The organism is Xanthobacter agilis, from assembly GCF_021730435.1.
In the GTDB taxonomy this organism is placed as follows: domain Bacteria; phylum Pseudomonadota; class Alphaproteobacteria; order Rhizobiales; family Xanthobacteraceae; genus Xanthobacter; species Xanthobacter agilis.
Map to the genome: position 1 here is coordinate 226,442 of NZ_JABWGX010000004.1, position 16,331 is coordinate 242,772.

General features: G+C 68.5%; 16 protein-coding genes. 5 read left to right on the forward strand and 11 right to left on the reverse strand.

Annotated elements, in window-relative coordinates; all coding sequences use genetic code 11:
• Positions 1–87: 87 nt before the first annotated feature.
• Complete coding sequence (locus HUW53_RS04535) at positions 88–951, forward strand: LysR family transcriptional regulator (protein WP_237344550.1); 864 nt, start codon at positions 88–90, stop codon at positions 949–951.
• A gap of 30 nt (positions 952–981) precedes the next feature.
• Here HUW53_RS04535 and HUW53_RS04540 read toward each other — a convergent pair whose 3' ends face one another.
• The 7 genes from HUW53_RS04540 to HUW53_RS04570 form a co-directional block, all read right to left on the reverse strand.
• Entirely contained in the window at positions 982–1,431 is a 450-nt protein-coding gene (locus HUW53_RS04540) for a DNA polymerase III subunit chi (RefSeq protein ID WP_237344551.1), read from the reverse strand.
• 147 nt (positions 1,432–1,578) lie between these two features.
• Complete coding sequence (locus tag HUW53_RS04545) at positions 1,579–3,075, reverse strand: leucyl aminopeptidase (RefSeq protein WP_237344552.1); 1,497 nt, start codon at positions 3,073–3,075, stop codon at positions 1,579–1,581.
• A 397-nt stretch (positions 3,076–3,472) separates the two neighbouring features.
• Complete coding sequence (gene rpsP / locus HUW53_RS04550) at positions 3,473–3,847, reverse strand: 30S ribosomal protein S16 (RefSeq protein WP_237344553.1); 375 nt, start codon at positions 3,845–3,847, stop codon at positions 3,473–3,475.
• Between the two features lie 14 nt (positions 3,848–3,861).
• Positions 3,862–4,371: a hypothetical protein gene (locus HUW53_RS04555; RefSeq protein WP_237344554.1), complete on the reverse strand. Its 510-nt coding sequence runs from the start codon at positions 4,369–4,371 to the stop codon at positions 3,862–3,864.
• Positions 4,368–5,918 (reverse strand): signal recognition particle protein, encoded by a 1,551-nt coding sequence (ffh, locus tag HUW53_RS04560; RefSeq protein WP_237344555.1) that lies wholly within the window; start codon positions 5,916–5,918, stop codon positions 4,368–4,370. The genes HUW53_RS04555 and ffh overlap by 4 nt, the downstream gene beginning before the upstream one ends.
• Before the next feature lie 196 nt (positions 5,919–6,114).
• Positions 6,115–6,687 (reverse strand): hypothetical protein, encoded by a 573-nt coding sequence (locus HUW53_RS04565; RefSeq protein WP_237344556.1) that lies wholly within the window; start codon positions 6,685–6,687, stop codon positions 6,115–6,117.
• A gap of 117 nt (positions 6,688–6,804) precedes the next feature.
• Positions 6,805–7,461, reverse strand: a complete 657-nt coding sequence (locus tag HUW53_RS04570; RefSeq protein ID WP_237344557.1) for a vWA domain-containing protein — start codon at positions 7,459–7,461, stop codon at positions 6,805–6,807.
• Between the two features lie 207 nt (positions 7,462–7,668).
• Between HUW53_RS04570 and HUW53_RS04575 the strand changes: the two genes are divergently transcribed.
• Both HUW53_RS04575 and HUW53_RS04580 read left to right on the forward strand, forming a co-directional pair.
• On the forward strand, positions 7,669–7,941 hold the full coding sequence (locus HUW53_RS04575) for a DUF6460 domain-containing protein (protein ID WP_237344558.1): 273 nt from the start codon (positions 7,669–7,671) through the stop codon (positions 7,939–7,941).
• A gap of 25 nt (positions 7,942–7,966) precedes the next feature.
• Positions 7,967–9,304, forward strand: coding sequence for an MATE family efflux transporter (locus tag HUW53_RS04580; protein WP_237344559.1), 1,338 nt, complete (start codon positions 7,967–7,969; stop codon positions 9,302–9,304).
• Positions 9,305–9,403: 99 nt separating this feature from the next.
• Here the strand turns inward: HUW53_RS04580 and HUW53_RS04585 are convergent, their stop codons facing one another.
• A complete protein-coding gene (locus tag HUW53_RS04585; RefSeq protein WP_237344560.1) occupies positions 9,404–9,748 on the reverse strand; it encodes a DUF952 domain-containing protein in 345 nt (114 codons plus the stop codon).
• 210 nt (positions 9,749–9,958) lie between these two features.
• Here HUW53_RS04585 and HUW53_RS04590 point away from each other — a divergent pair, with 210 nt between their 5' ends.
• Positions 9,959–10,636: a LexA family transcriptional regulator gene (locus HUW53_RS04590; RefSeq protein ID WP_237344583.1), complete on the forward strand. Its 678-nt coding sequence runs from the start codon at positions 9,959–9,961 to the stop codon at positions 10,634–10,636.
• Between the two features lie 6 nt (positions 10,637–10,642).
• On the opposite strand, the gene HUW53_RS04595 is transcribed toward HUW53_RS04590, so the two are convergent.
• The 3 genes from HUW53_RS04595 to HUW53_RS04605 form a co-directional block, all read right to left on the reverse strand.
• A complete protein-coding gene (locus HUW53_RS04595; RefSeq protein WP_237344561.1) occupies positions 10,643–12,271 on the reverse strand; it encodes a cisplatin damage response ATP-dependent DNA ligase in 1,629 nt (542 codons plus the stop codon).
• A gap of 108 nt (positions 12,272–12,379) precedes the next feature.
• Positions 12,380–13,594 carry a CaiB/BaiF CoA transferase family protein gene (locus HUW53_RS04600; RefSeq protein WP_237344562.1) on the reverse strand — a complete coding sequence of 405 codons (1,215 nt, stop codon included), beginning with the start codon at positions 13,592–13,594 and terminating at the stop codon, positions 12,380–12,382.
• Between the two features lie 169 nt (positions 13,595–13,763).
• Positions 13,764–14,972 carry an acyl-CoA dehydrogenase gene (locus tag HUW53_RS04605; RefSeq protein ID WP_237344563.1) on the reverse strand — a complete coding sequence of 403 codons (1,209 nt, stop codon included), beginning with the start codon at positions 14,970–14,972 and terminating at the stop codon, positions 13,764–13,766.
• 414 nt (positions 14,973–15,386) lie between these two features.
• On the opposite strand from HUW53_RS04605, the gene HUW53_RS04610 reads away from it, so the two are divergent.
• Positions 15,387–16,079, forward strand: coding sequence for a TetR/AcrR family transcriptional regulator (locus tag HUW53_RS04610; RefSeq protein ID WP_237344564.1), 693 nt, complete (start codon positions 15,387–15,389; stop codon positions 16,077–16,079).
• Positions 16,080–16,331 lie beyond the last annotated feature (252 nt).

Genomic DNA, 16,331 nt, shown 5'->3' on the forward strand with positions numbered 1-16,331 from the left:
CCGGAACGGGGAGGTTTGAGGCTTGCTTAGCCCATGCCTTACGCTGCAAAAACTATATAATCGCGGCTCTCAGCATAAGGTTTTCCATTGGATCTGCGCTTCCTGCATAGTCTTGTCGCGGTGGTGGAGACCGGCTCCATCGCCGCCGCCGCGCGGCGGGAGAAGCTGACGGCCGCCGCCGTCAGCCAGCGGGTGCAGGCGCTGGAACGGGATCTGGGCTGCACGCTGCTCGCCCGCTCGGCCCACGCGGCGCGGCCCACCGAGGCCTGCCTCGCGCTGCTGCCGCGGGCGCGGCGGATCCTGTCGGAGGCCGCGTTGCTGAAGGACGACATCGCCGGCGGCGCCCTCTCCGGTGAGCTGGCGGTGGGCGCCATCTCCACCATGCTCACGGGCCTGATGCCGGGGGCGCTCGATATCCTGACGCACGCGGCGCCGGGGCTGCGGCTGCACTTGGTGCCGGGCAGTTCCCTGCACCTCTATGACATGCTGTCGCGCGGCGCGCTCGATGCGGCGGTGCTGGTGGCCCCGCCCTTCGCCTTGCCCAAGGGGCTCGTGGCCCATCTGCTGCGGACCGAACCCCTGGTGCTGCTCAGCCGGGAGCGGGTGGCGCCGGACGAGGTGGATGCGGCCATCGGCGCCGCCCCTTTCATCCGCTACGATCCCGGCTCCTGGGGTGGGCGGCTGGCGGCCGATTATCTGACGGCGCGCGGCCTGTTCCCACAGGTGCGGTGCGATCTCGATGCGCTGGAAACCATAGCTTTGCTGGTGGCGCGTGGCATGGGCCATGCCCTGGCGCCCCTGTGGCCGGGGCTCGTGGCGGAGGGCCTGTCCATCTGTCCGGTGCCGGATGCCGCCCCATACGTACGGCGCATCGTGTGTCTCCATCCGGCGTTGCCGGCGCGGGCGCAGGCGTTGCGCGCCCTCATCGACGCGCTGGCGCGCGTGGCGTGAGCGCACGGCGGCGGAAACGGGTCGTGAGCCTCAGGCCTTGCGTACCCAGCGGCCGTTTTCGTCCTGCTGCCAATAGGTGAGGTCGTGGCCCTGGGCCTTGGCCTCGCGCCAGCGCTGGCGGGCGGCGCCCACCTGCTCGTCGTCTCGGCCATCGAACAGGTGCACGATGCGGGTGTAGGACGTGGCATCGGCAAGCGGCACCGCATCCAGCAGGAAGCGGATCTGCGCGCCGTTGGGATTGGCCTCGGTGGTGGCGATCAGCACCGGCTGGCGCTCGGGCAGCGGCTGCGCCTCGGTGCCGTGGGGCAGGAACGCGCTTTCGTTATAGGTCCACAGATGGGAATCGAGCGCGTCCCGCCGCTCGGCCGAGCCGCACTGCACCACGCAGCGCCACCCCCGCTCCAGCGACTTTTCGAGGAGCGTGGGCAGCACCTGCTCCAGCGGGCGGCGCTCCAGATGGTAGAACAGGACTTCGGTCATGTTCGTTCCGTTCGCGTCAGTCCGCCCTTGCGTCTCGCGCGGAGCGGCGGTCGGCAAGGGGGAGGCCTCTTGGCGCTTGCCGCGCGGGAGGAGCGCAGGGCTCCGATCGGGTCCGGCGGCCCCCTCCGGGGAGGGGGCCGATGGGCCTCAGCCCTCGTAATGATCCTTCACCAACTGGTTGAGCAGGCGCACGCCCCAGCCCGAGCCCCAGCTCTTGTTGATGTCGGAAGCCGGCGACGACATGGCGGTGCCGGCCACGTCCAGATGCGCCCAGGGGGTCTTCTCGACGAAGCGCTGGAGGAACTGGGCGGCGGTGATGGAGCCGGCATTGCGGCCGCCGGTGTTCTTCATGTCGGCGAACTTGCTGTCGATCAGCTTGTCGTATTCCGGCCCCAGCGGCAGGCGCCACACACGCTCGCCGCTCTCGATGCCGGCCGCCGCGATGTTGGCGGCGAGGGCGTCGTCATTGGAGAACAGGCCCGCATATTCCTGGCCCAGCGCCACCAGGATGGCGCCGGTCAGGGTGGCGAGGTCGATCATGAACTTCGGCTTGAAGCGGTCCTTGGTGTACCAGAGCACGTCGGACAGCACGAGCCGGCCTTCGGCATCGGTGTTGATGACCTCGATGGTCTGGCCGGACAAAGAGGTGACGATGTCGCCGGGGCGCTGGGCGGCGCCGTCGGGCATGTTTTCGACAAGGCCGATGACGCCCACCGCGTTCACCTTCGCCTTGCGGGCGGCGAGCGCGTAGATGAGGCCGGTGACGCAGGCGGCGCCACCCATGTCGCCCTTCATGTCCTCCATGCCGGCGGCCGGCTTGATGGAGATGCCGCCGCTGTCGAAGATGACGCCCTTGCCAATGAAGGCCACCGGCGCATCATCCTTGGCGCCGCCGTTCCAGCGCATCACCACCACGCGGCTTTCCTTGATGGAGCCCTGGCCGACCCCCAGCAGCGCGCCCATGCCGATGGCGTGGAGCTCGGCATCGCCGAGCACTTCCACCTCGACGCCCACGCCGGAGAGGTGCTCCTGCGCCCGGCGGGCGAATTCCGCCGGGTCGAGCACGTTGGCCGGCTCGTTCACCAGGTCGCGGGCGAGCAGCACGCCGTCGCTCACGCCCTCGCGGGTGGCCCAGGCGCGCTTGACGGCGGCCTCGTCGGCCACCAGCAGGTTCAAGGTGAGCGGGCCGCGCTCGGTGTCGTCCTTCTTCTTGGTCTTGTAGCGGTCGAACTCATAGGCGCGCAGGCTGGCGCCGAGGGCGATCTCGGCGACGGATTCGGGGGCGATCTTGGCGCCGGGCAGCTCCACCAGCAGGCTGGCCTCGCGCACGCCGGCCGGGATCTTGCCGGCGATGATGCCGCCGAGCTTCAGGAAATCGGTGGCCTTGAGTTCCGCCGTCTTGCCCACGGACAGCACGATGAGGCGCGGCGCGGCGAGGCCGGCGGGGGCGAGCAGGTCCACCCCGGTGAACGCCTTGCCCTTGAAGCGCTCGGCGTCGAAGGCGCGGGTCAAGGTGGCGTCGGCGCCCTTCAGGAGCTTCTGCGTGGCGGAGCCGAACGCCAGGGTCTCGTCGGTGAGCACGATCACCGCGCCCTTGGGCGCTGAGGTGAGTTTGGCGAACGAGAGGGTCAAGGGCTCGGACATGCAGCGCTCCAGAATAAAAGGGTAAAAACAGGCATGAGACGCGAACGCGCCTTTGTCCAGATGCGGCCGGGCGCAGCGCGGCGGGCGCCGGCCCGCGAGGCGGGACCCTGTCTAGATAGGAAGCCTGAGCGCCGCTGGAAAGCCCCGTGGATCACGGCCGCGCGGCGGCGCCTGTCAGGCCCTTGTCCGTGCGGGGGCGACGCGCGGTCCCGCTCGGGATCAGAGGTGGAATGGCGCAGGGGGCGCCGGACGGCGTCGCGGCCCCAGGTCCCCGGCCCCAGGTCCCCGGTTTTCGTCCGGCGGACCGCTTTCCCCGAACCGGGGGCCGCCGGATGGAAGGCGTGACGCGATGGCGGCGGCAGGGCCATGGGCCGTCTGCGCGCCGCCGGTCGCGGGATCACTCGGCCGGGGCGTCCTCGGCGGGGGCAGCGGCGGCGGCGGCCTTCTCGGCCTTTTCCTTCGCGCGCTCCTTGGCCTTGTCGCCGGGCTCGGCCTTCTTGGGGTTGTTGCGGGTCTCGCGCTTCAGGAGGCCGGCGGCATCCAGGAAGCGGGCGACACGGTCGGTGGGCTGGGCGCCCTTTTCAAGCCAGGCCTTGGCCTTCTCGGTGTCGAGCACGACGCGCTCGGCGGCATCCTTGGCCAGGAGCGGGTTGAACGAGCCGATGCGGTCGATGAAGCGACCATCGCGCGGGGAGCGGGCGTCGGCCACCACGATGCGGTAATAGGGGCGCTTCTTGGCGCCGCCGCGGGACAGGCGGATCTTGAGGGACATGGTTCTTCCTTTCGTCAGTTCTTCTTCTTGATTTCAGCGGACGCGCGGTCCCATTCTGTCTTCAAGATTTTCGCGGTTATTTCCGAAATCTTTTTCAGATTTTCGTCAATCTCATGGTCCAGGTCCGGATCCCTGTTGTCCGAAAAACGGGCCAGGGTGGTCCGGGTCTGTTCCAATTCGTCTTTCAGAAGCTTGTGCTCGGCCTCGTTGGTGTTCAGCATCAGGAGAATATAGGTCTCGATCTTCATGATGTCGGTATGCAGATCGTCAACCTCGTCCTTTGTTTTCCCCAATGCTCCCTTTTTCAGGATGTGCACGGCTCCGATAAACTTCGAAACGTTGCTTCTTAAGTTCTCGATCCAGTTGACCCGGAAGGAGGCAATCCGGTGATTGGCCTCCATCCGGATGTTGGCCATCGTCGTTCTCAACGTGACCATCGCGATGAAGATCGTGGCGATGCCGACGACCAGATTGCCCAAGTCGATCTGGATATTTTCCAATACCCATGCCGTGATCGGGCTCATTTCTTCTTAGGATTTCCCAATCCGGGCATGCCCTTGGGAAGTCCCGGCAGGCCGGGCAGGCCGCCGGGGAACTTGGACGGCAACCCGCCGCCGGGAAGGCCGGGGAAGTTCGGCGGCAGGCCGCCGGGCGCGCCGGGGCCGCCCGCGCCCATCTTCTCCGCCATGTCCTGGAGCATTTCGGGCGAGGGGCCGCCGCCGCCGAAGCCCATCATGCCGGCAAGGCCCGCCAGGGGGCCGCGCTTGCCCGCCTTGCCGCCCATGGCCTTCATCACGTCGGCCATCTGACGGTGCATCTTCAGCAGACGGTTGATCTCCTCCACCTTGGTGCCGGAACCCGCCGCGACGCGGCGCTTGCGGGAGGCGTCCAGCAGCTTCGGCGAACGGCGCTCCTTGGGCGTCATGGAATTGATGATCGCCACCTGCCGCTTGAACACCTTGTCGTCGAGATTGGCGGAGGCGATCTGGTTTTTCATCTTGGCGACGCCGGGCAGCATCCCCATCAGCCCGCCGAGCCCGCCCATCTTGGCCATCTGCTCAAGCTGGCTGCGCAGGTCGTCCAGGTCGAAGGTGCCCTTGCGCATGCGCTCGGCGGTCAGCTTCGCCTTCTCAAGGTCGATGGCCTCGGCGGCCTTCTCCACCAGGGCCACCACATCGCCCATGCCGAGGATGCGGCCGGCCACGCGATGGGGGTCGAAATCCTCCAGCGCGTCCATCTTCTCGCCGGTGCCGAGCAGCTTGATGGGCTTGCCGGTGACGGCGCGCATGGAGAGCGCGGCGCCGCCGCGGCCGTCGCCGTCGGCGCGGGTGAGCACGATGCCCGTCAGGCCGACGCGTTCGTCGAACGCCTTGGCGGTGTTCACGGCGTCCTGACCGGTGAGGCTGTCGGCCACCAGCAGCACTTCGTGGGGACCGGTGACGGCCTTCACCTCGGCTACCTCGGCCATGAGGGCCTCGTCCAGGGTGACGCGGCCGGCGGTGTCCAGCATCACCACGTCGTAGCCGCCGAGCCGGGCGGCATCGAGCGCGCGCTTGGCGATCTGCACCGCGCTCTGGCCGGCGACGATGGGCAGGGTCGCGACCTCCACCTGGGTGCCCAGGGTGGCGAGCTGCTCCATGGCCGCCGGGCGGCGGGTGTCGAGCGAGGCCATCAGCACTTTGCGCTTGCTGCGCTCGGTGAGGCGCTTGGCGATCTTGGCGGTGGAAGTGGTCTTGCCCGAGCCCTGCAGGCCCACCATCAGGATGGGGAGGGGCGCCGGGGCATTGAGATCGATGGGGTCGGCGTCGGAACCCAGCGTGGCGACCAGCTCGTCATGGACGATCTTCACCACCATCTGGCCGGGGGTCACCGACTTGATGACCTCCACGCCCACCGCCCGCTTCTTCACGCGATCGGTGAAGGACCGCACCACGTCGAGGGCGACGTCCGCCTCGATCAGCGCGCGGCGCACCTCGCGCATGGCCTCGCCGACGTCGGCTTCGGTCAGCGCGCCGCGTCGCTTCAGCTTGTCGAGTATGCCGCCAAGGCGGTCGGAGAGGTTATCGAACATGGGCGTCCGTCTGGTTCGGTTTTCACGAGCGATAAGGCAACGCCAAGCGCGCCCGAGAGCGCAACGCGCTGTCGGGCGGTGACCTCCGGACCCTCGGTCCGGTCGGCGGATCGGCGTGGCCGTCCTCGTGAAGGGTGGGTCCTTAGCAGGTTTGTGCCGCAGAGGCAAATGGCAGACCGGCCGGTCCGCCGCCGTTTCAGGCGGACAGGGCGGCGCCGGCGAGCCCGATGGCCAGCACTGCCAGCCAGCAGGCGGCGGCGCGGCGGAACAGAACCGGCGTCGCCCCGGCGGTGCCCCGGCGCAGGAGTGCTCCCGCGCCGACCCAGAGACCTGCCACCGCCAGCACCGAGCCGGCGAACAGCCCGAGGTGGAGGGGAAATTCCGGCGCGCCACCGGGTGGCAGCAGGACGAGGCCGATGATGAGCGCCTTGGGGTTCATCAGCGTGGTGACGAACACGCGGCGGGCCGTGACGTCCCCGGCCGTGCCCGGCGCGGCCTCGAACCGCCACAGCTTCACCGCCAGCACGCTCACCCAGAGGGCGGCGGCAAGCTTCAGCAGCCGCGCGGCATCGGGCCATTGGGCCAGGAGTTCGGCGCCGCAGACCGCGAGCGGAACGCTCACCAGCAGATAGGCCGCAAGCTCGGCCGGCATGAGGCGGACGGCACGGCCCAAGCCGGTGGCCGCGCCGGATAGCGCCAAAAGGGTGTTGGTGGGGCCGGGGGTGAGCAGCAGGGCCCACACGGCGAAGAGAAAGTCGAGGGTTCTCAAAGCCTGTTCCTTGGCTGAATTCCTTGGCTGAATTCCTTGGCTGATCGTCCCGAAAGCGGCTGGCGGGAGGGATGCGGGTTCGGATGGAGACGGCGCCCCCTCCGGCGGTGCCTGCGGCTAGGGCGTGGTCAAGGTTTCGGCCAGGGCCCGGTCCAGGGCGGCGGCATCCCCCGCGTCCAGATAGCGGCCACCGGTATTGCTGGCGATGCAGGCCACCTTGCGTTCCTCCTCGCGGGTGAGGCCGAGGCCGATGACGTGGGCGGTGAAGTTCACGCCACTCTTCTTGAGCTCGCCCGCCACGGCGCAGGGGTCGCCCTCGCAGGTCTCGGCGCCGTCGGTGATGAGCACCACGGTGGCCGGAGCTTCCTTGTAGCGCAGCGCCTCGGCCGCCTTGCGCACCGCATCCGCCAGCGGCGTCATGCCCAGGAAATGCATGGCTTGGACCGCCTCCCCCACCGCCGGGCCAGCGTTCGCGGCGGGCGGGACGACGAGTTCGATATCGCCGCAATCCCCCTTGCGACGATGGCCATAGGCCATCAGCCCCACGGCGCGCCCCGGCGGCAGCCGGGAGACCGACGGCCCCACCGTCTGCCGGGCGATGGCCAGCTTGCGCTGGCCGCCGACCACGCCCCACATGGAGCCGGAGCCGTCCAGGATAATGATGGTGGGCGCGGGTTCGCCCGCGGCCGCCGGCTGGGTGACGGGCACCGCGCCAAACAGCGCGGTCAGGGCGAGGGCCAGGATCTGGCGAAGGCGGTCGAGGGCGGAGCGCATCGGAAAACCTCTGTTCGCGTCGGTCCGCGTGGCCACGCCCACACTGTGATGGCAGGCAGGGCGATCGTTGCATTCAGGTCCCGCGGGGCGCCCGGCGCCTGACCGATTGCCGTACCTTCTGATGCGGCGCCTGTCGAGATCGGAACACGCGTGATTCCTTTTCCGCCGTGGCCCATGCTAAAGCGGGGACAGCACAGGAGGCCCCTCATGTCCGACAACACCGAGCTTACCCGCTTTTTCGGCGGCTCGCCGGCCTGGGTGCTGGTGCGCCTGATCGTGCTCTCGGTGGTGGTGGGCGTGATCCTGGCGGCGCTGGGGCTTGATCCCATGAACATCTTCCAGAGCCTGGAGCGGCTGGTGCGCAGCCTGTTCTCGTTCGGCTTCGAGGCCGTCGAGCGGCTGTGGCGCTACTTCCTGCTCGGTGCGGTCATCGTGGTGCCGCTCTGGCTCATCCTGCGCATCGCCAGTGCCCGGCGCTGACGCGCCGCGCGGGAGTCTTCGTCACATGACCTCCAGCAGTGGACCCGTCACCCATCGTCGGGTGCTCGCCATCGCCCTGCCCATGACGGTGGCGCATCTCACCACCCCCCTTCTGGGCGTGACCGATGCCGTGGTGGTGGGCCGGCTTGGTGATGCGGCCCTGCTTGGGGGCGTGGCGCTGGCGGCGGTCATCTTCGACCTGCTGTTCTGGGGCTTCGGATTCCTGCGCATGGGCACGGTCGGGCTCGCCGCCCAGGCGGTGGGGCGCCGCGATCCGGTGGAGGAGCGCGCGGTGCTGGCGCGGGCCTTGCTCATCGCGGTGCTGTGCGGCGGCGCGCTGGTGGTGCTCCAGGGCCCCATTCTCGCCGCGGCGCTGAAGCTCGCCGGCGCCAGCGCGGAGGTGAATGCGGCGGTTGCGGATTATTATCACATCCGCATCTTCGCTGCGCCGTTCAGCCTCGCCAATTACGCCGTTTTGGGCTGGCTGACCGGGCTTGGGCGCACCGGGCGGGCGCTGGCGCTCCAGGCCGGCATGAATTTCATCAACATGGCGCTGACCGCGCTCCTGGTGCTGGGCGCCGGCCGTGGCATCGCGGGGGCGGCCGCCGGCACGCTGGCGGCCGAGGTGGGGGGCGCGGTGGCGGGCCTCATCATGTGCGCGCGGCTGCGGGGCACGAGCCCGCTGGGCCTGTTTCGCGCGGTGCCACGGGCAGTGCTGTTCGAGGCCAGCCGCCTGCGCGAGGCCCTGCTGCTCAATGGCGACATCATGATCCGCACGGCGGCGCTCATGTTCGCCTTCTTCTTCTTCGCGGCCCAGGGCGCGCGGGCCGGGGACGTGACCCTGGCGGCCAATGCGCTGTTGCAGAATCTCGGCCTGCTGGCGGCCTATTTCCTGGACGGCTTCGCCACGGCGGCCGAACAGGTGTGCGGGGCCGCCGTGGGGGCGCGGCGGCGGGCCGATTTCGCGCGCGGGGTGGAACTCGTACTCATGTGGGGCTTCGGCTTCGCGCTGGCGGCGGGGCTGCTCTATCTGGCGGCCGGGCCGATCCTCATCGACCTGATGACGACCAGCCCGGCGGTACGGGCGGAGGCGCGCCAGTACCTGCTTTATGCGGCGCTGCTGCCGCTGGTGGGAGTGTGCGCCTTCGCCTTCGATGGCGTGTTCATCGGCGCCCTGTGGTCGCGTGACATGCGCAATCTGATGCTGCTGGCGGTGGCCATCTATCTTGTGGCCTGGTGGGCGTTGCGCGGATTCGGCAATGACGGCCTGTGGGCGGCGCTGATGGTGTTCCTGGCGGCGCGGGGCCTGTTGCAGGCGCTGCGGCTGCCGGCCCTGATGCGACGGACCTTCTCGGCCGCTTAGGGCGTTTCCCCTTCGCCCTGGCTTACGACAACCGCTCTAAATCGTTGCATCTCCGCATTTTCTTCACGCGAACCGGAATCCACTTCGCTTGAAAATGCTCTAATCGAGCGGAGGGAAGACGTGGGTGCCGTCGGCGCCAAGGGGCAGATCTGTCACCCAGCGCACGGCGGACACCGGCAGCGGCGCATAGAGATGGGGAAACAGCGCGCCGCCGCGGGACGGCTCCCATCGCAGCGCCGGGCCCAGGGACTCGGCGTCCACCGCCACCAGCATCAGGCCTTGCGCGCCGGCGAAATGACGGGCGGCGGTCTCGCGCACCTGTTGCGCGGTTGAAAAATGGATGAAGCCATCGGCAAGGTCCACCGGCGCCCCGGTGAAGACGCCGTGCGCCTCGGCCGCGGCCCAGGGGCCGGCGGGACTGATCTTGTAAATGAGGGCGGACATGGCGGGGGTCTCCGGCTTCGCGCCGTGTTCTAGAGCACCGCCGTCGCGCTCGCCAGGGCCGTATCGGCATGCCGGAGGGTGCGATTCCGGTGCAAAACATGCGATGAAACGCTCGTATAAATTGCAATATGGTTGTATGCGGATTTGATTCCTGGACAAATAGGGAACAAATTCTTATGGTGCGCAAGGGAGCGAGGATACGATATGACCATGCTCACGCACGGGCAGATCTGGAGGGCGGTGGACCAGCTCGCGGAGCTGCACGGGCTTTCCACGTCCGGGCTGGCCCGGCGGGCCGGCCTTGATCCCACGACTTTCAACCGATCGAAGCGCATCACCACTGACGGGCGGCCGCGTTGGCCTTCCACGGAGAGCATCGCCAAGGCGCTGGACGCCACCGGCACCAGTGTGGAGCATTTCTTTGCTTTGCTGGAGCCGGCGCGCGCCAGCCATTTCGATGCGTCCGGGTTCGGGGAGGAGCGGATCCCGATGAAGGGCGTTCCCTATTCCATTCCGCAGATCGGCTTCGCCCAGGCGGGCAGCGGCGGCTTTTTCGGCGATGCCGGCTTTCCGGTCGGCTCGGGCTGGGATGAGATCGTGTTTCCCGAGGTGAACGACCCGCACGCCTACGCGCTGGAGATCGTGGGAGATTCCATGCTGCCGGTCTATCGCAACCGGGCCGTCGTGGTGGTCTCCCCCAAGGCGGACATTCGCCACGGCGACCGGGTGGTGGTGAAGACCCGGGAGGGGGAGGTGATGGCGAAGGAGCTGGTGCGCAAGACCGCCCGCCAGATCGAGCTGCGCTCGCTCAATCCCGTTTATGAAGACCGGCAGATCCCCCTCGACCAGGTGGAATGGATCGCGCGCATCATCTGGGCCAGCCAATAGGCGGCGTCACTTCAGCAACGCTTCCAGCGCCTCCAGGCGGTCCGCCTCGCCGGGGGGCTTGTCCCATCTGAGGCGAGCGATGCGCGGAAAACGCATGGCGAGGCCGGAACGGTGGCGCGGTGAGCGGGCAAGGCCCTCGAACGCCACTTCCAGCACCAGGCCGGTGTCTTTCTCGTGCACCACTTCCCGCACCGGGCCGAAGCGGTTGACCGTGAATTTGCGCACGAAGGCGTCGATGGTCTTCAGCTCGTCGTCGGTGAAGCCGAAATAGGCCTTGCCCACCGGCACCAGAACGTCGCCCTCGGGACCCGTTGTCCAGACCCCGAAAGTATAGTCGGAATAATAGGATGAGCGCTTGCCGTGGCCGCGCTGGGCGTACATGAGCACGGCGTCCACCGTGTGCGGATCGCGCTTCCACTTCCACCATGGCCCCTTGGGGCGGCCCGGTAGATAGGGGCTGTCGGCGCGCTTCATCATCACGCCCTCCACCGCCTCCGCATCGGAACCAGCCCCGGCGGCGGCCGGATCGCGACGGGCGGCGGCCAGCGCCTCCCAGCTTTGGAACGGCACCAGCGGCGACAGATCGAGCCGGGGCGTGTCGAGGCGTGTCACCAGCGCTTCCAGCCGCGCCCGCCGCGCGGTGAAGGGCATTGCGCGCAGGTCGTCGGTGCCCTCGGACAGCAGGTCATAGGCGCGCATATGGGCGGGGAACTCCGTCAGCAGCTTATGGGTGACGCTCTTGCGATTGAGCCGCTGTTGGAGAACGTTGAAGGGCTGTACCTTGCCGTCGCGGACCACCAGCAGCTCGCCGTCGAGGGCGCCCTCGAAATCGAGCGCGTCCGCCAAATCCGGGAACGCGGCGGAGATGTCCTCCCCCGTGCGCGAATACAGGCGCGTCACGCGCTGGCCCTCCGGGTTCACGCCGGCCACCGCCTGCACCCGGATGCCGTCCCATTTCCACTCGGCCAGGAAATCCCTTGGCGCGAGGGTGGAGAAGTCGGCCTCCGCGATGGCGTGGGCCAGCATCACCGGGCGGAAGGGCGCGGGATTGGAGGTTTCCGGCCGTGGCCCCTTGCCCTCCACCCAGGCGAACAGGTCCGCATAGGGCGCTTCGAGACCCGGCCACACCAGCTCCACATCGTCCGGGGTGACCGACCCGAGGCTCGCCACCGCGGTCTTCGCGAGCCGGGCCGAGGCGCCGACCCGCAGCGCGCCGGTGATAAGCTTCAACAGCGCCCAGCGGCCGGTTTCGTCGAGCCCGTCGAGCCAGGCGGAAAGGGCACCCGGCAGGCCGGTCTTGGGCAGGGTGGAGAGATCGTGCACGATCCGCGAGAGCGGGGGCGCGTGGGCCTTTGCGCCCTCCGGCCGGGGCCACATGAGGGCGACGGTTTCAGCCAGGTCGCCCACATAATCGTAGGACAACGCGAACAGCACCGGGTCGGCCCGCTCCATGATGAGGGCGCGGACAAGGCCGGGCTTGGCATGGGTGAAGGAGAAGGCACCGGTGAGCGCCGCCAAGGCATAGCCGCGCTCGGGATCGGGCGTGGTGCGGAAATAGTCCGCCATCAGGCGGATCTTGGCGTTGCGCCCCGGCTCGAAGCCGAGCCGGTCGATGAGGGCGGAGAAGCGGTTCATGGGTCGTTAACCCATGTCATCTTCCGGTGGCGCGAGCAAGGCGATGCCGGACGGCGGACGAACCCCCGTCCGTTGGCCGCCGTCCGGCGGGTGGAACGGCTGGCGCCGTCACACCTTTCCGATGAGGTCGTTGATGCGGGCCATCACCGCCTCGGTGTCGGCACCCAGGCGGGGGCTGGCGGTCTTCGCCATCTGCCGCTCGCCGTCGAGCACAATCGGGCCGGCCACGGTGGGCACGGTGCCGCCGCCGGCTTCCGGCAGGTCGGCGCGCAGGCCGCGATGGATCACCTGCGGGTCGTCGAACACCTGTGGCACGGTGTTGATGGGACCGGCGGGCACTCCCTGTTTCTCCAGGGCGGCGAGCAGGTCGTCGCGCTTGAAGGTCTGGGTGAGGGCGGAAAGCTGCGGCACCAATGCGGCGCGATGGGCGACACGCTCCGGATTGGTCTTGAAATCCAGGTTCTGCGCCAGGTCCGGCGCGCCGAGCACGGCGCAGAAGCGGGTGAACTGCCCGTCATTGCCCACGGCGGCGATGAAATAGCCGTCGGCGCACGGAAACACCTGATAGGGCACGATGTTGGGATGGGCGTTGCCCATGCGCTTGGGAGCCTTGCCGGAGGCCAGATAGTTCATGGCCTGGTTGGCGAGCACGCTCACCTGGGTGTCGAGCAGGGCCATGTCCACATGGCCGCCCGCGCCGGTCACATCGCGCCGGCGCAAGGCGGCGAGGATGCCGATGGTGCCATAAAGGCCGGTGAAGATGTCGGCGAAGGCGACGCCCACCTTCTGCGGCTCGCCCTGCGGGTCGCCGGTGAGGTCCATGATGCCGCCCATGCCCTGCACGAGGAAATCATAGCCCGCGCGCGGCGCATAGGGGCCGTCCTGGCCGAAGCCGGTGACCGAGCAATAGATGAGGCGGGGATTGATCTGTTTCAGGCTCTCGTAGTCGAGGCCGTATTTCTTGAGGCCGCCGAGCTTGAAATTCTCGATGAGCACGTCGCTTTGGGCCGCCAGCGCGCGGATGGCCGCCTGGCCTTCGGCGGTCTCGAAATCGATGGCCACGGATCGCTTGCCGCGATTGGTGGCGTGGAAATACGCGGCGCCGAGGTCCGCGCCGTCCGCGCCGGTCAGGAAGGGCGGGCCCCAGGTGCGGGTGTCGTCGCCGGCGCCGGGACGCTCCACCTTGATCACCTCGGCACCAAGATCGGCCAGCATCTGGCCGCACCAGGGGCCGGCGAGGATGCGGGCCAGCTCAAGAACGCGAAGACCAGCCAGGGGGGCCGGATCACGGGCGGCGTCGGGGGCGGGCGTATCGGCGGACATGTCACTCTTCCAAGGCAGATAAGGACCCCTCTCCCGGCGGGGAGAGGGGGAAGGCGGAGTGGGGCTGCTCCGATAAGGGCCCTTCGCATGCCAGATGCGAAGGGGAGAGGCCCCGCCCTAACCTCTCCCGCACGGGGAGAGGGCACAAGAGCGCTCGGGAGAGCGCTGCTCAGAAGAACGCCTGAAGGCCGGTGATGGCGCGGCCGATGATGAGGGCGTGGATGTCGTGGGTGCCCTCATAGGTGTTGACGGTCTCGAGATTGGCCGCGTGACGGATCACGTGGAACTCGGCCGAGATGCCGTTGCCGCCGTGCATGTCGCGGGCGACCCGGGCGATGTCGAGGGCCTTGCCGCAATTGTTGCGCTTCAGGAAGGAGATGCTCTCCACCGGCAGCTTGCCGTCGTCCATGAGGTGGCCGGCGCGCAACGCCAGCTGGAGGCCGAGGGCGATCTCGGTCGCCATGTCGGCGAGCTTCTTCTGCACCAGCTGGGTGTTGGCGAGCGGACGGCCGAACTGCTTGCGGTCCAGCGTGTATTGCCGCGCCTGGGCGAAGCAGGCCTCCGCCGCGCCGATGGCGCCCCAGCCGATGCCGTAGCGCGCCCGGTTGAGGCAGCCGAAGGGGCCGGCAAGGCCGGAGACGTTTGGCAGCAGGTTTTCTTCCGGGATCGCCACGTCGTCGAGTACGATCTCGCCGGTGATGGAGGCGCGCAGCGAGAGCTTGCCCTCGATCTTCGGGGTGGTGAAGCCCTTCGTTCCGCGTTCCACCACGAAGCCGCGAATGGCGCCATCATGGGCCGCCGACTTCGCCCACACCACCGCGAGGTCGGCGATGGGCGAGTTGGTGATCCACATCTTGGCGCCCTTGAGCAGGTAGCCGCCGTCGATCTTCTCGGCGCGGGTGCGCATGCCGGCCGGGTCGGAGCCGGCATCGGGCTCGGTGAGGCCGAAGCAGCCCACCCACTCGCCGGTGGCGAGCTTGGGCAGATACTTCTTTTTCTGTTCCTCGGAGCCGTAGGCATAGATGGGGTGCATGACCAGGGACGACTGCACGCTCATGGCCGAGCGGTAGCCGCTATCCACCCGTTCCACCTCGCGCGCGGCAAGGCCGTAGGCGACATAGTTGAGCCCGGCGCCGCCGTATTCCGCCGGAATGGTGGGTCCCAGCAGGCCGAGGGCGCCCATCTCGTCCATGATCTCACGGTCGAACCGCTCTTCCAGATAAGCGGAGGTGACGCGCGGCAGCAACTTTTCCTGCGCATAGTCGCGGGCGGTGTCGCGCACCAGGCGCTCTTCCTCGGTGAGCTGGCTTTCGAAATCGAACGGGTCGGCCCAGTCGAACTTCGGCTTCGCGGACCCTTTGGCGGACGATGCGGACATGGACGTGTCTCCTCGATGCGGTCGCTGTGATTTACTTTCCGACCAGTCGGTATATAAATCAAGCGACGTGGTCAATAGGGCTTTTGCGGGTCCGGCGGTGCACCTTGCGGGGGCTTGGCCCGGCGCGCGCGGGATGTCCGCCGACGGGCCGGGTTCCGCCCGGCCGCGGCTGGCCCTATGACGATCGGCGCCGGATGAGTGCGTTCAGGGGGCGCGGGCTTGACCAAGGGACGATGGACCACACAAGGCGCCGCGTAGGTGCCGGGGGAGGAGCGGGTGGACGAGAAGGAACAGAAGCCGGCGAAGTCGGCGGCCGCGCGCGCGCGACGGGGCGTCGCGTCAGGCCGGGCCGGGCCGTCTCGTGTACCGCCTGAACCGGCGGTCCTGGCGGGCGGCGACGGCGCGGAACCCGCCGTGCCGAGCGTCGCGGCCGGCGTTTCCGGAGCGGGCCCGCTGACGGCGCGGGGCGCCAAGGCGGCACCGCTGAAGGCGGCCGGGAGTACCGCCCCCCGTCCGCTGGGCCGGCCGCCCCTGCTCGATGATCCGCGCGCCGAGATCCTGCAACAGGCGGCCCGTCTGTTCGCGGAAAAGGGCTTTGCCTCCGGTTCCCTGGCCGAATTGGCCCGCGCGATGAACTACTCGAAAGGCGCCATATATAATTATTTCTCCTCGAAGCAGGAGATATACGACGCCATCATCATTTTTACATTAAATGGCTTGTATGAAACCGCTGCGGCGGCGGTTAATCGGAATGATCCACCAGTGGATCAGTTGCGTCAGTACATGGTCGCGCACGCACGTTTCCTCTCTGACAATTACGATTGCTTCGTAACCATGCTGGTGGGGTTCTCCGGCATGGCGAACACGGAGTTGAAGGACGATGCCCTGGCCCTCCGCGACGCCCATGAGGGGCTGCTGCGGCAGATCCTGGCCGATGGTGTGGCGGACGGCTCCTTCCGCGCCGTTGGGGAGGCGATGGCCGGTCGCGCGGTGCTGTCGCTGCTGAGCTGGATGGTGCGCTGGTTCAAGCCCGGGCGGGGCAAATCGGCTGAAGAGGTGGCCCAGGAGTATCACGACCTTCTGGTGCGCGGCCTGTTGCCCGGCTGATGCCATCGGCCCCGGTCTTTGACCGGTGCGGAGTGGGCGCGCTCCGGCGCCGCACAGGCCGAACCAAAGGCTCGGGGCGGAGGCACACTCTCGCGGCCGATGCGACTCGTCGGCGCCGGGCCCATGCTCTCGTTGCCGTTCGCGCGTCCTCACGGCGTCACTCAACCACGGCCCGCGGCATGTTCACATGCCGCGGGGCCTTTGGTCGGGTTGCGGCGCTGGTCTTGGACCGGCGCCGCGCGGGCGCGGCCC